Below are 13,089 nucleotides of genomic sequence, written 5' to 3' on the forward strand. Positions count from 1 at the left end.
GGATCAAAATGATCGCCTTTGGGGGAGCCCATGATCTCGCTAAACGCGAGTCCGCTCTTCAGCGCCACGAACTCCATGGCGATGAAGACGGCTATCGACCGCCATGTCGATAAGGCGGTCGAAGAACGATTCAAAAAGGCCGATGCCCAGCAATATCAGGGCCGGTCACAGCAAGACATATATAAACGCCTGATGGAAATCGGCCTTACCGGTGGCGGGTTCGAGGAAGCCGCCAAAAGCGCTGCGCGTGTCGAGGAACTGGGCAAATACATGGATCAGGCCCGGTCGGAGATCGACCGTAAGGCCGCCAATGAGAAACTGACCCAGTCCAAACGCCGCATGGGCGAACTGGAGCAGGAGGCGCGTCAGGCCGCCGCGCGCGGCGATGCCCGCAAGCTGGCGCAGATCGCCCGTGAAGCCACCGGCATGACCCGCAAACTGGCGGAAGAGGCAAGAGGTTTGGTAGAGGGACGGAATGTCGATCCCGCTGAACGCGCCGCCGCCATCGCGCGCGGTGAACCCGATCCTGCCACGCCTGCGGAGCCGCAGCCCGGTATGACGGCGGGTGGCGTTCCCGTTTCTTACGCCCGCGCCTATGTGCAGGAAGTGCGCGACATTGCGGGCCGCGCCCGCACCTTGCTGACCCAGGCCGAAGCCAACAAGGGTAATACCCTGTGGATGAGCGAGGAGGAGAAGCAGAAGTTCGAAGAGAGCCTGAAGGCGTCCCGCGACGATCTGGCGGCGGCGGGCGAAACCCTGGAACGGCTGAACGGTACTCTGGAAACCATCGATCCCGGCGGGGCGGCGGACGCCGCCAGTACCACGGCTGGAACGGTGATGGATGTCACCTACACCAGCACCTATACCGAGACGCTGACCATCGCCATCCAGACTACGGAATCGTTCGTGTCGATCACGGCGTGATCAGCCGTTGATGTAAATTCGGTGATACCGCGCCCCTAATCGCGTCAGCACCTCATACCCGATGGTACCGGCCTCTTTGGCGACCTGATCGACATCGCGGTGCGGGCCGATAATGTCGGCCCAGCCACCGACCTGAAGCAGATGATCCGGCACGCCGGTGACATCGGCGGTCAGCAGGTCCATCGATACCCGCCCGATCAGGGGGGCGGCGTGGCCCGCCACCATCGCCACACCCTTTCCAGCGAGCGACCAGGGATAGCCATCGGCATAGCCCATGCCCAGGGCCGCCACCCTTCCTGGCGCCGCCACGCGGTGTGTCGCGTCATATCCGACCGTGTCGGGCGGGGCGACATCGCGGATTTGCAGGATACGGGCCAGCAGCCGGATGACGGGCCGCATCGGATTGGGTGCCCAAGGGGCGGGGTTGGGGCCGTAAAGCCCGATACCGGGTCGCACCAGATCGAAATGATAATCGGTCCCGTGGAAGATACCGGCAGAGTTCGACAGACTGACCGGCGCATTGGGCAGCCGGGCCAATGCCGCCCGTACCCGCCGCAACTGTTCCACCGTGAAGGGATTGGTCGGATCATCGGCGCAGGCCAGATGGCTCATCCAGGCCTGTAAATCGATGCCATCCAGCAGTCCGGCTGGATCATTGCATAATCGATCCAATTCAGCAGGTGGGAGGCCCAACCGGTTCATTCCGGTATCGATATGAATAAGGGCGGGCAGTTTGCGCCCCAGCTTGCGGGCATAGGCACCCCAGCGTTCAACCTCGCACAGGCTGCTGAGCACCGGCACCAGACCGCGCGCCGACAGCTCTGCCTCCGTCCCGGCAGGTACACCATGCAGTACCAGGGTGCGGGACTGGGGCAGGGCCGTCTTCACCCGCACACCGGCCTCGATATCGGCCACGAAGAAGGAACGGGCACCCGACTGCCACAGGGCCGTGGCAACGGCCACATCCCCCAAGCCATAACCATTGGCCTTGACCACGGCGGCGCACTCGGCCCCCGGTGCCCGATCCGCCATGTCGCGCCAATTGGCGACCAGGGCCGCCAGATCGATGACCAGCACGGCGCCAACGCGGGCCGCATCGGGGCTGTTCAACAGCCCCGCCAGATCACTCGTCATACGATCCGCCGCCATGCTGCGTGTCGAGATCGCCGAAGCGGGTGTAATTGCCGTCGAAATACAGGCGCACGGTGCCGACGGGGCCGTGACGCTGCTTGCCGATGATCACATCGGCGGTGTTATGGACCTGGGCCAGCCGGTCCTGCCACTGCGCATAGCGGTCGTTGTATTTGTCTTCCGACTCGTCGGGGCGGCGGCCAGGCTCCGCACGCTCAAGATAGTACTGTTCACGGAACACGAACATCACGACGTCGGCGTCCTGCTCGATGGAGCCGGATTCGCGCAGGTCCGAAAGCTGCGGCCGCTTATCCTCGCGGCTTTCCACCGAACGTGAAAGCTGTGAAAGGGCGATCACGGGCAGGTCCAGTTCCTTGGCGATGGCCTTCAGACCGCGCGTGATCTCAGAAATTTCCTGCACGCGGTTTTGCTCGCCCCGGTTCGACCCGCCGCCGCGCAGAAGCTGCAAATAGTCGACGACAATCAGGCCCAGCCCGTGTGTGCGCTTCAACCGGCGGGCGCGGGTGCGGACAGCGGTGATGGTCAGCGCCGGTGTGTCATCCACGAAGAAAGGCACGCGGGCCAGATACTGGCTGGCCTCCACGAATTTCGGGAAATCGGTGGCCGTAATTTCACCGCGGCGGATCTTGTCGCCCGACACCTCCGCCTGATCGGCAAGGATACGTAGGGCCAACTGTTCGGCGGACATTTCTAGGGAGAAGAAACCGACCGGCGCCCCTTCCTTGCCGCCCGACAGCATATAGGCCTTAGCGGCATTGAAGGCGATGTTGGTGGCCAGTGCCGTCTTACCCATGGAGGGGCGTCCGGCTAGGATCAACAGATCGCTGGGATGCAACCCGCCCAGCTTGGCGTCCAGATCGCGCAGGCCCGAGGTGACGCCCGTGACATGGCTGGATCGGCGGAAAGCGGCCTCGGCACTGGCGATGGCGGCGGTCAGCGCCCGGTCAAAGGGGATGAAATCGCCCTTGATGTCGCCGGTTGCCGCCAGTTCGAACAGCTTCTTTTCGGCATCCTCGATCTGGTCATTGGCCGCGATGTCGATATCGTGCTTGTAGGCCTGATTGACCATATCCTCGCCGACTTCGATCAACTGCCGGCGCAGGAAGGCGTCGTGGATAACCCGCCCGTAATCCTCCAGATTATGGACGGTGACGATGGCGGCAGCCAGGCGCGCCAGATATTCCGGCCCGCCAATTTCCGACAGGTCGCGGTCCTGCTCGAAATAGGCTTTCAGAGTGATCGGGTTCGCCACCTGGCCCCGGTCGATCATCTTCAGGACGGCCTGATAGATCTTCTGGTTGGCCGGGTCGAAGAAATGTTCGGGCCGCAGGAATTCGCCAACCTTTTCAAAGGCCTTGTTGTTCACAAGGATGGCGCCCAACACCGTTTGCTCCGCCTCCTCATTGTGCGGCGGCGTGCGGTATGAAACGGGGGCGGCACCGGCAAAGCCGGACGGGTCGATCAGCTTGGTATCCATGGCGGCGGCATTCTAGCGACCCGCTTCGCCGACGTCACCTGATCAGGCGGGTACGGGTCCAGAATGGCAGGGGATGAAACCTGTGGATAAGCTGTGGGTATCTTCAGCGCGGGCCGGAGAGCAGCCGGGCCGCATGATCGCGCACGGTCGCCGTCCACATAGCTAATCGCCGATCCTCAACGTCGTTCAGGTCCTGGCGCTTGAAATATTCGGCTTCAATCGCCCCCTCGGGGTGGCGACTGCCCAGCGTTGCGTTGCCCTTGGCGCGCTTACGCTCAAACTCGGCCCGGGACTTTACTGAATAGTGGTTTAGCTGACTGTACCGATGGGAGATCGGGTCGTTGAAGGCCAAGTGCCGGGGAGTGAATGCTGTCCCGCAATCATTCACGTAGCTGTACCCAGGCCGTAACAGTCCAGCGTGAACGGCCATCCTGTCCAGGGCGACCGGGCGTGCCAAGGTCTTGATATGGGCATGACCGGGAAACGCTGCTTCTGCGCAGCGGGTAAACCGTTCAACCACCAGCCGTCCATCCGGTTCAAGCTGCCCCGCTGACCCGAAATAGCGCCAGTGGAGACCGATGGCCCCGATATCCGGCCTGGGGAAGCGATCCAGAAACCGGGTGAGGTGACCATCTTCGGGCAGCAGCAGGAATTCATCGGCATCGATGAACAGCATCCAGGCCGCCCGGTCACCAAACCGGGATAAGGCGTCATTATAGGCGCTGATTTGGGGGCCGAGCGCGCCAAGGCTGCCCCATGACGCCGTCCGCGGATCAGGAACCGCATCCAGCAGCCGCAGCATGCCGCCATAGGTTAGCCACTGAGGCGGCGGACGGTCGGGCCAGTCGATCCGTGTAACGATACCGGCAGCGGCAAACCGGTCCAACAGGGTTGTCGTACCGTCCGCGCTGCCATTGTCATAGATGACGAAATGGTCGATGCCGATCAGGTGGTGATAGGCGATCCATTCCGCCAGACCTTCTTCTTCGTCGCGGACGATGGCGCAGAGATAGAAGGGGCCGATGGCTGATACAGGCGGATTCAACGGCACGGAACATTTCTCCAACCGGCATGACGGCCCACCGGCATGCGCTCAGGCCGCCCGTATCTGGTTATGGGCAATCCGCTTTTCATCGACCAGCATGTAATCGCGGGCCAACGGCACGGCACCTATATCGCGGGCCAACTGCATCTGGAACACCATATGACCCTGGTAACGGAAGGCACATTCCGCCCCCACCAGATAGAATTCCCACATGCGGCAGAAACGCTCATCATACAGCGCCTTTGCCTCATCCCGCCGCGCCAGGAACCGTTCACGCCAGTGCCGCAGGGTTTCAGCATAGTGCAGGCGCCAGATTTCCATATCGGTCAACCACAGGCCCGTCCTCTCAATTGCGGGCGTCACCTCCGACAGGGCAGGGGAGTAGCCGCCGGGGAAGATATATTTGCGAATCCAGGGATTGGTGGTGCCCGGCCCCTCTGACCGCCCGATGGCATGCAGCAGGGCCACCCCATCATCGGTTAACAAGTCGCGCACCCGTGTGAAGTAGGTCGAATATTGCGGCACGCCCACATGTTCGAACATGCCGACGCTGACGATCCGGTCGAACCGCCCCGGCACTTCGCGGTAATCGCACAGCTCAAATCGCACCCGGTCCGACAGGCCCGCCACTTCCGCCCGTGCCCGCGCCACTGTCAGTTGTTCCTTGGACAGGGTTATGCCCGTGACCTGTATATCTGCCAGCTTTGCCAGTGTCAGGGCCATACCGCCCCAGCCGCAGCCGATATCCAGAACACGAAGGCCGGGCTTCAGCAGTAGTTTAGCCGCGATATGCCGTTTCTTTGCCTCCTGCGCCTGATCCAGGCTCATGCCTGGTCGGGGGAAGTAGGCGCAGGAATATTGGCGGTCGGCATCCAGGAACAGGTCGTAGAATTGCAGAGATAGATCGTAATGATGGGCCACGTTCCGCCGGGACCGGTCCAACGGGTTGCGCTGCTGGATGACGCGCTGCACCCCCACCCCGATCCGTTGCGCAAACGCCCCGGCGGGGCCCAGATGGCTGAACCCCGCATTGCGGGTCACCAGATCGATAAAGTTGTAGAGACTGCCATCCACCATCTGCAGCGTGCCGTCCATATAGGCCTCGCCGGCATAAAGGCCGGGATGCAGACCCAGCTTCCATTCCAGGGCCGGATCGGTCAGGCGTATCGTGACGGCCCTGACACCGTCTGTTTCCGCACCGAAACGATGGGGCTGGCCGCGCGCGTCGATGACGGTCAGGCTGCCTTGGCGGATGATGGAGCGAAGAAAACGGAACAACAGCATGTCGGTGCACCCCAAGCCGCTGATACGTCTTGGAAAGGTAGTCACGCCATGCATCGCCGCAAACCTGGCCAAAAGAAAAAGGGCGGTCCCCCGAAAGGAACCGCCCTCTATCGCTACCTGGGTGCCGGATGTTTCCATCCGGCGTCCGGGGCCTTGATCAGGCCTCGGTCTCCTCGGTTGCTTCGGTCTCTTCGACCGTCTCGTCTTCGTCCTCGTCCTGATCGTTACCGACGACCATACCGCCACGGGCGGCCTGGACAGCGGCTTCGTCGACCGAACGGGCCACGTTCACGGTGACGCTCACGGCCACTTCCGGATGCAGGACAACCTTGACCTTGAACAGGCCCAGGGTCTTGATCGGATCGGCAATGGCGACCTGAGCGCGAGCGATCGTGGTGCCGGTGGCGGTCACAGCCTCGGCGATATCGCGCGAGGTGACCGAACCGTACAGCACGCCGGACTCGGCGGCCTGACGAACGACGATGACGGAAACGCCATCGACCTTCTTGGCCACAACCTCGGCTTCCTTCTTCAGTTCCAGATTGCGCGCTTCGATCTGCGCCTTCTGGCCTTCGAAATAGGCGAGGTTTTCCTTGGTTGCACGGAGGGCCTTCTTCTTCGGCAGCAGGAAGTTACGGGCATAGCCCGGCTTCACCTTGACCACCTGACCGAGTTGGCCCAGCTTTTCGACGCGTTCCAGCAGAATGACGTCCATTGTCTTTGCTCCTGGTTCGCTTACTTCACGACGTACGGCAGAAGAGCCAGGAAGCGGGCGCGCTTGATAGCACGGGCCAGCTCACGCTGCTTCTTCGCCGAAACGGCGGTGATACGGGACGGGACGATCTTGCCGCGTTCGGAGATGAACCGGGACAGCAGCTTGATGTCCTTGTAATCGATCGCCGGCGCGTTCGGGCCGGAGAACGGGCAGGTCTTCCGGCGACGGAAGAACGGACGACGGCCACCGCCGGAGCGGGGAGCGCCACCCGTGGGAGCGCCCTGGGGACGTTCGGTGGTCATGCGCGATCTCCTTCACCTTCAACGGCGGCGTCACGACGCGGGCCACGGCTGAAGCCGCCCTCGCGCGGACCACGGTCGCCGAATTCACGACGCGGGCCACGGTCGCCGAAGCCACCGCGGGGGCCACGCTCCGCGCGCTCACCCTTGTTGGCGAGCATGGCGGTCTGGCCTTCTTCGATCTTCTCGACCTTGACGGTCATGACGCGCAGCACGTCTTCGTTGATCGACAGGTTACGTTCCATTTCGGCAACGGCCGCCGCAGAGGCGTCCAGGCCGAGATACACGTAATGACCCTTGCGGTTCTTCTTGATCCGGTAGGTCAGGGTCTTCAGACCCCACTGCTCGGTCTTGACGACGGAGCCGCCCTGTTCCTTCAGGATGTTGCTGAAGGTCTCGGTCAGGGTTTCAACCTGAGTCGAGGAGATGTCCTGACGGAAAATCAGGATGGTTTCATACAGTGCCATATAACTCCCCATGGCTATTGATGGTCCGCCGCTGTGGCCAGAACGGGTTCTGGATCAGCCGCACGGTCCTAGCCGGCGCCTTGGCAAAGCACCGGCGGGGTTTCGGAAGGCGCGCACTATACAGAATGGGCGGCCACACGCAAGGCCCGCTGCCGCCCTGGCCCGGCATGGGCGGGGTGACCCTGCCGCATGGGGCTGCTAAAGGCTTGCCGCTATACCAGGTAGTAAATGGCTCAATGCCTCGCGATGAAGCTGCTGCGACGCCTTTGTCTTCAGTGTCTCGGCGATCCGGGTCACCACCGGCAGCGGCATCGCCTGTGAACAGGCGAACCAGAAGCCGAGTTCCGGCAGTTCGGCCACGATACGCAGGGGCAGAGCCTTGATCTCCGGCGTGTTCATCGAACCACCGATCAGCAGCCCGAAACGCAGCGTGCCATCCACCACCATATGCGCCAGCTGCCGCTGATCGTCCACGGCAATATGCCGGATGTTCCGGTTCTCCAGGACGGTGCGGTAGATCCCGCTGGGTGCCCCCAGCTTGCCATCGGCCAGCCGCAGAAAGTCGGACAGGTTACCGCCGAACAGATCATCCTGCCGTCCAACGAACACCATCCGGTCGCGTTTCACCTCCATCAACCAATGCACATCCTTTTCCCGGGCGGGCAGTCGGGCATAGCCGAGTGAGCATCCATCAGGCTGCCGCATCACCTCGTCCAGCCGCTGGTCATTAGTCAGTGGCCGAAGGACCATATGGATTCGTGCCTCCTCCGCGACGTGGGCCAACCAACGGCCCAGGGCAGGGCGGGGTGCGCCCATTGCGTCCACGGTGGTTGGCGCGATGGAGATCATCATCGACACCGGGGGATCATCGGCGGCGCCATAACTGGCGATTTCACCTGCCACCGCACACACGGGCGCCATCAGCATGACGATGCCGACGCACAGGAACCGGACGATGCGGTTAAGGGTCGCCATGCACCACCCCGTTGGACGACAAGCCACCATTATACGTCACCTGCGGTTGCCGGCAAAGACCGCTTGTCCCGACGCCGTGGCTACTGTGTGGGCGGTCCGTCATTGTTGAATGGTGCCGCTTGGCTGGGCTGCTGCGCATCGCCAAGGGCCACCCGGCGCAGCGCCTCCGCCTCCGTCCCCCGCAGCACCTGGGCAAGGCGAAGGGTCATGCTGGCCGGCAGTTCACGGCTGCAGGTGAACCAATATTCCAGTGGCTCCATTTCCGCGACGGTGCGCAGCCCCAACGACCGGATGTCGGGCGACTCCAATGTGCCGGCCAGGACAATGCCAAACCGGATGCGGCCCAGTGCCACCATCCGGGCCAGCGCGCGCTGATCGTCCACCGGCGCATAACGCACACCCTGCTTTTCCAGAATGGGGCGGTAAAGGCCGGACGGTGCGGCGATGCGGTTGTCGGCCTCCCGCAGCAGGTCGGCCATCCCCCCCTGGAACGGATCACCGCTCCGCGCGATGAAGATTACTCGGTCACGGCGGATCACGCTCAACCAGTTTGTCAGCTTTTCCCGCTCCGGAAGGCGCGCCATGCCCAGGATACAACTGTCGGGATATCGGGTGATCTCCGCCAGACGTCGGTCGAAACTGCCGGGTTGCATACGCATCCGCATTTCGCTGCGGTTCGCAACATGGGCCAGCCAGCGGCGCACCAGCGGCAGCAATTGCTGATGATCGTCCACCAGAAGCGGGGTCAGCGGCACCATCAGGGTAATGCGCGGTGCCCCCTCCGGCCCAATTTCCTCATCCAGCGCCTTTGCGGGCGTCCAAACACCGGCCAGGGCCAGCGACAGCGCCAGGAAAGGCAGCAACAGGAACGGGTGGCGACGCGGGCTTGCCATGGGGCGGGTCCCGACTTGTGGTTGATGGATAGTGTAAGCCTATTATCCGCTCCCGCAAAGGGCGCTCGCGGAGTCGAAAGTCGCCATCGCGAACTGCGTTCCAGCCCATACAAGGGACCATTGACCCAAACAGCACGCTGAAGTGAATGACCTTCAGCACCGCCAGTATTTCCATCGGCTTAGTGTCACCTTCCGTAATCGTTACGGGCTTCTGCGCCTGTTCTGCGGGGCCGGATGGCTTGACAGGGCGATTTGTCGCTGTATCAAGGCCGCACGTGATTTATTGCAGGACCTATCTATGAGCCGCGCATTCGTCTTTCCCGGTCAGGGCAGCCAGGCCGTCGGCATGGGCCGTGAACTGGCCGAACGGTTCGCCATCGCCCGCGATACCTTTGCCGAAGTGGATGAGGCCCTGGGCCAGAAGCTGTCGACCCTGATGTTCGAGGGGCCCGGCGACGACCTGACCCTGACGGAGAATGCCCAGCCGGCCCTGATGGCGGTGTCTGTCGCCGTTGCCCGCGTGTTGCAGGCCGAGAAGGGCCTGGACCTGTCCAAGGCCGCCTTTGTGGCGGGGCACAGCCTCGGTGAATACTCGGCCCTCTGTGCCGCCGGAGCCATCACCCTGGGCGACACCGCCCGCCTGCTGAAGCTGCGCGGTCGTTCGATGCAGAAGGCCGTTCCGGTGGGTGTCGGCGCCATGGCCGCCATTCTGGGTGCCGATCTGGACGCGGCGCGTGAGATCGCGGCAGAGGCCGCTCAGGGTCAGGTCTGCACCGCTGCAAACGACAATGCGCCCGGTCAGGTGGTAGTGTCAGGCCACAAGGAAGCGGTGGAGCGCGCCATTAAGATCGCGGCGGAGCGCGGGTTCAAGCGCGCCATGCTGCTGCCCGTGTCTGCCCCCTTCCATTGCCCGCTGATGCAGCCCGCCGCCGACGCCATGGCAGAGGCGCTGGCCGGTACCGCCATCGTGTCGCCAGCAGCTCCGCTGGTCGCCAATGTCACGGCGTCGGCCATCACCGACCCGGAAACCATCCGTCGCCTGCTGGTGGAACAAGTCACGGGTGCCGTCCGCTGGCGCGAAAGCGTGCTGTTCATGAAGGAACAGGGCGTGACTGAACTGGTGGAACTGGGCGCCGGTAAGGTTCTGGCCGGTTTGGTGAAGCGCATCGACAAGGAGCTGGTCGCCAGTTCCGTTGGTCTGCCCGCCGATATCGACGCATTCTCCCTGGCCTGATCCGCTTTTCATATCTGGAGGTTTTCCATGTTCGATCTGAGCGGCAAGACGGCCCTGGTCACGGGTGCATCGGGGGGCATTGGTGCCGCCATCGCCCGCACCCTGCATGCCAAGGGCGCCAAGGTCGCCCTGCACGGCACCAAGGTGGAGGCGCTGGACGCGCTTGCCGCTGAACTGGGGGATAATGCCGTCGTGGTGCCCGCCAACCTGTCCGATCCGGCACAGGTGGAGGAACTGTTCAAGAAGGCCGAGGCTGCCCTGGGCGGTACCGTCGATATCCTGGTCAACAATGCCGGCCTGACGCGCGACGGTCTGATCCTGCGCATGAAGGATGAGGACTGGGACAGCGTCATCAATGTGAACCTCTCCGCCGGCTTCCGCCTGTCGCGCGCCGCCGTCAAAGGCATGATGAAGCGCCGCTGGGGCCGCATCATCGGCATCACCTCGGTCGTGGGTGTTACCGGCAATCCCGGTCAGGTGAATTATGCCGCTTCCAAGGCCGGCATGATCGGCATGTCCAAGGCGCTGGCCCAGGAAGTGGCGACGCGCGGCATCACCGTGAACACGGTGGCGCCCGGCATGATTGCTACGGCCATGACCGATGTTCTGAACGACGCCCAGAAGGACGCGATGAACAGCCGTATTCCCGCTGGCCGTCTGGGCACTCCGGATGATATCGCCGGCGCGGTGCTGTATCTGGCCTCCAACGAGGCCGCGTATGTCACGGGTCAGACGCTGCATGTGAATGGCGGCATGGCGATGATTTGATGCGGGCAGTGCCGGTTGGGGGCTTTCGAAAAGGCTCCCTCGGCACCACCTGCTGCGAATGCTGGTCAGGGGCCGCCGTTCATGTTAGATGACGGCTCTTTCCTGACCGGCGTCGCGGGCCGGGCAAGGAGACTGCTTGTTCGTTTCCCGTGACGACCCTTAACAACCGGCCCTGGCCGGTCCCACCGGAAGATCCTGAAAGGTCAAATAAATGAGCGATGTTGCTGAACGCGTGAAGAAGATCGTTGTCGAGCACCTGGGCGTCGACGAGGCCAAGGTCACCGACGAAGCCAGCTTCATCGACGATCTGGGCGCCGACAGCCTGGACACCGTCGAGCTGGTCATGGCCTTCGAGGAAGAGTTCGGCATCGAGATCCCGGACGACGCCGCTGAGAAGATCCTGACCGTTAAGGACGCCATTTCCTTCATCAGCGCCGCCAAGGACTGATAGCGAAGGTGGGACAAGGGCGGGGGGCGGCCATGCATGGCCGCTCCCGGTCCTGGCAATCCTCCTCGCTCTGCACCATCTCTACCCGGGTGGCGGCTTCGGCTGTGCCCGTTATCGTCTTCACTTCGTAAGGTCGGATACATGCGCCGCGTCGTCATCACCGGTATGGGTCTCGTGACTCCGCTCGGGGTCGGGGTGCAAACCAACTGGGATCGGCTGATCAAAGGTCAGTCGGGCATTCGCACCATCCAGGGCTTCGATGTCTCCGATCTTCCCTGTCGCATCGCGGGCCAGGTGCCGCGCGGTGACGGCAGCGACGGCACGCTGAACCTCGATCTCTTCATTCCGCCCAAGGAACAGAAGAAGATGGATGACTTCATCATGTTCGCCATCGCGGCGGCAGAGGAAGCCATCAAGGACAGCGGCTGGAAGCCGTCCAATGACGAGGAATTTGAACGCACGGGCGTGTCCGTGGGCTCCGGCATCGGCGGCCTGCCCGGCATTTACGAAACGTCGCTGGTGCTGGCCGAAAAGGGTCCCCGCCGCGTTTCGCCCTTCTTCATCCCGTCGTGCCTGATCAATCTGGCGTCGGGCCATATCTCCATCAACCATGGCTACAAAGGCCCGAACCACGCTGTGGTCACGGCTTGTTCCACGGGTGCCCATTCCATCGGCGATGCCGCGCGCATGATCGCGCTGGACGATGCCGACGTGATGGTGGCCGGCGGTGCCGAAGGGGCTTGTTCGCGTCTGGGTATTGCCGGCTTTGCCGCCGCCCGCGCGCTGTCCACCGGCTTCAACGACACGCCCGAACGCGGCTCCCGCCCCTATGACAAGGACCGTGACGGTTTCGTCATGGGCGAAGGGGCCGGCGTTGTGGTTCTGGAAGAACTGGAACACGCCAAGGCGCGTGGGGCCAAGATTTACGCCGAAGTGGTTGGCTATGGCCTGTCGGGCGATGCCTATCACATCACCTCGCCGTCCGAAGATGGCAATGGCGGATTCCGCTCCATGCGCATGGCTATGAAGCGGGCTGGCCTGAACCCCGGCGACATCGACTATATCAACGCGCACGGCACTTCCACGCCGCTGGGCGACATGATCGAACTGGGGGCTGTGAAGCGCCTGTTCGGCAATGATCTGGCCGGTGCCTCTATGTCCTCGACCAAGTCGGCCATCGGTCACCTGCTGGGTGCCGCCGGTGCGGTCGAAGCCATCTATTCCGTCCTGTCGATCCGCGATCAGATCGTTCCCCCGACCCTGAACCTGGAGAACCCGGACGAAGGTACGGCGGGTGCCGATCTGGTGCCGAAGGTGGCGAAGGAACGCAAGGTCCGCGCTGCCCTGTCCAACAGCTTCGGCTTTGGCGGCACCAACGCCTCGCTGGTGTTCAAGGCTGTGTCCTGAT

At 63.0% G+C, this 13,089-nt stretch carries 14 protein-coding genes; 5 read left to right on the forward strand and 9 right to left on the reverse strand.

Annotation, left to right across the window (positions count from 1 at the left end):
* Positions 1-75 precede the first annotated feature (75 nt).
* Positions 76-924, forward strand: coding sequence for a hypothetical protein (locus C0V82_RS02800; protein ID WP_158659698.1), 849 nt, complete (start codon positions 76-78; stop codon positions 922-924).
* Here the strand turns inward: C0V82_RS02800 and alr are convergent, their stop codons facing one another.
* The 9 genes from alr to C0V82_RS02845 form a co-directional block, all read right to left on the reverse strand.
* On the reverse strand, positions 925-2,058 hold the full coding sequence (gene alr / locus C0V82_RS02805; RefSeq protein WP_102113191.1) for an alanine racemase: 1,134 nt from the start codon (positions 2,056-2,058) through the stop codon (positions 925-927).
* Positions 2,048-3,553, reverse strand: a complete 1,506-nt coding sequence (locus C0V82_RS02810; RefSeq protein WP_102111030.1) for a replicative DNA helicase — start codon at positions 3,551-3,553, stop codon at positions 2,048-2,050. Before C0V82_RS02810 ends, alr begins: the two co-directional genes overlap by 11 nt.
* A 103-nt stretch (positions 3,554-3,656) precedes the next feature.
* Positions 3,657-4,604: a glycosyltransferase family 92 protein gene (locus tag C0V82_RS02815; RefSeq protein WP_158659699.1), complete on the reverse strand. Its 948-nt coding sequence runs from the start codon at positions 4,602-4,604 to the stop codon at positions 3,657-3,659.
* 42 nt (positions 4,605-4,646) lie between these two features.
* Positions 4,647-5,882, reverse strand: a complete 1,236-nt coding sequence (locus C0V82_RS02820) for a cyclopropane fatty acid synthase (protein WP_102111032.1) — start codon at positions 5,880-5,882, stop codon at positions 4,647-4,649.
* A gap of 157 nt (positions 5,883-6,039) precedes the next feature.
* Complete coding sequence (gene rplI, locus C0V82_RS02825; RefSeq protein WP_102111033.1) at positions 6,040-6,597, reverse strand: 50S ribosomal protein L9; 558 nt, start codon at positions 6,595-6,597, stop codon at positions 6,040-6,042.
* 20 nt (positions 6,598-6,617) lie between these two features.
* Positions 6,618-6,899 (reverse strand): 30S ribosomal protein S18, encoded by a 282-nt coding sequence (rpsR, locus tag C0V82_RS02830; RefSeq protein ID WP_102111034.1) that lies wholly within the window; start codon positions 6,897-6,899, stop codon positions 6,618-6,620.
* Positions 6,896-7,363 (reverse strand): 30S ribosomal protein S6, encoded by a 468-nt coding sequence (rpsF, locus tag C0V82_RS02835; RefSeq protein ID WP_054169615.1) that lies wholly within the window; start codon positions 7,361-7,363, stop codon positions 6,896-6,898. The genes rpsR and rpsF overlap by 4 nt, the downstream gene beginning before the upstream one ends.
* 198 nt (positions 7,364-7,561) lie before the next feature.
* Positions 7,562-8,338 (reverse strand): hypothetical protein, encoded by a 777-nt coding sequence (locus C0V82_RS02840; RefSeq protein ID WP_102111035.1) that lies wholly within the window; start codon positions 8,336-8,338, stop codon positions 7,562-7,564.
* Positions 8,339-8,418: 80 nt separating this feature from the next.
* Positions 8,419-9,231 carry a hypothetical protein gene (locus tag C0V82_RS02845; RefSeq protein WP_102111036.1) on the reverse strand — a complete coding sequence of 271 codons (813 nt, stop codon included), beginning with the start codon at positions 9,229-9,231 and terminating at the stop codon, positions 8,419-8,421.
* 298 nt (positions 9,232-9,529) lie between these two features.
* On the opposite strand from C0V82_RS02845, the gene fabD reads away from it, so the two are divergent.
* From fabD to fabF, 4 genes are all read left to right on the forward strand, one after another.
* Positions 9,530-10,465, forward strand: a complete 936-nt coding sequence (gene fabD, locus C0V82_RS02850; RefSeq protein WP_102111037.1) for an ACP S-malonyltransferase — start codon at positions 9,530-9,532, stop codon at positions 10,463-10,465.
* Between the two features lie 27 nt (positions 10,466-10,492).
* Entirely contained in the window at positions 10,493-11,233 is a 741-nt protein-coding gene (gene fabG / locus C0V82_RS02855) for a 3-oxoacyl-[acyl-carrier-protein] reductase (protein WP_102111038.1), read from the forward strand.
* Positions 11,234-11,444: 211 nt separating this feature from the next.
* A complete protein-coding gene (locus C0V82_RS02860) occupies positions 11,445-11,681 on the forward strand; it encodes an acyl carrier protein (protein ID WP_102111039.1) in 237 nt (78 codons plus the stop codon).
* A gap of 141 nt (positions 11,682-11,822) precedes the next feature.
* Complete coding sequence (fabF, locus tag C0V82_RS02865) at positions 11,823-13,088, forward strand: beta-ketoacyl-ACP synthase II (protein ID WP_102111040.1); 1,266 nt, start codon at positions 11,823-11,825, stop codon at positions 13,086-13,088.
* The last annotated feature ends 1 nt before the right edge of the window (position 13,089 follow it).

It is taken from the genome of Niveispirillum cyanobacteriorum (assembly GCF_002868735.1).
Classification (GTDB): domain Bacteria; phylum Pseudomonadota; class Alphaproteobacteria; order Azospirillales; family Azospirillaceae; genus Niveispirillum; species Niveispirillum cyanobacteriorum.

Coding starts and splice junctions, on each gene's coding strand:
- rplI (WP_102111033.1), bottom strand. CDS start 6,597: ATGGACGTCATTCTGCTGGAACGCGTCGAAAAGCTGGGCCAACTCGGT.
- C0V82_RS02860 (WP_102111039.1), top strand. CDS start 11,445: ATGAGCGATGTTGCTGAACGCGTGAAGAAGATCGTTGTCGAGCACCTG.
- rpsR (WP_102111034.1), bottom strand. CDS start 6,899: ATGACCACCGAACGTCCCCAGGGCGCTCCCACGGGTGGCGCTCCCCGC.
- fabG (WP_102111038.1), top strand. CDS start 10,493: ATGTTCGATCTGAGCGGCAAGACGGCCCTGGTCACGGGTGCATCGGGG.
- rpsF (WP_054169615.1), bottom strand. CDS start 7,363: ATGGCACTGTATGAAACCATCCTGATTTTCCGTCAGGACATCTCCTCG.
- C0V82_RS02840 (WP_102111035.1), bottom strand. CDS start 8,338: ATGGCGACCCTTAACCGCATCGTCCGGTTCCTGTGCGTCGGCATCGTC.
- C0V82_RS02845 (WP_102111036.1), bottom strand. CDS start 9,231: ATGGCAAGCCCGCGTCGCCACCCGTTCCTGTTGCTGCCTTTCCTGGCG.
- alr (WP_102113191.1), bottom strand. CDS start 2,058: ATGACGAGTGATCTGGCGGGGCTGTTGAACAGCCCCGATGCGGCCCGC.
- C0V82_RS02820 (WP_102111032.1), bottom strand. CDS start 5,882: ATGCTGTTGTTCCGTTTTCTTCGCTCCATCATCCGCCAAGGCAGCCTG.
- fabD (WP_102111037.1), top strand. CDS start 9,530: ATGAGCCGCGCATTCGTCTTTCCCGGTCAGGGCAGCCAGGCCGTCGGC.
- C0V82_RS02800 (WP_158659698.1), top strand. CDS start 76: ATGGCGATGAAGACGGCTATCGACCGCCATGTCGATAAGGCGGTCGAA.
- C0V82_RS02810 (WP_102111030.1), bottom strand. CDS start 3,553: ATGGATACCAAGCTGATCGACCCGTCCGGCTTTGCCGGTGCCGCCCCC.
- fabF (WP_102111040.1), top strand. CDS start 11,823: ATGCGCCGCGTCGTCATCACCGGTATGGGTCTCGTGACTCCGCTCGGG.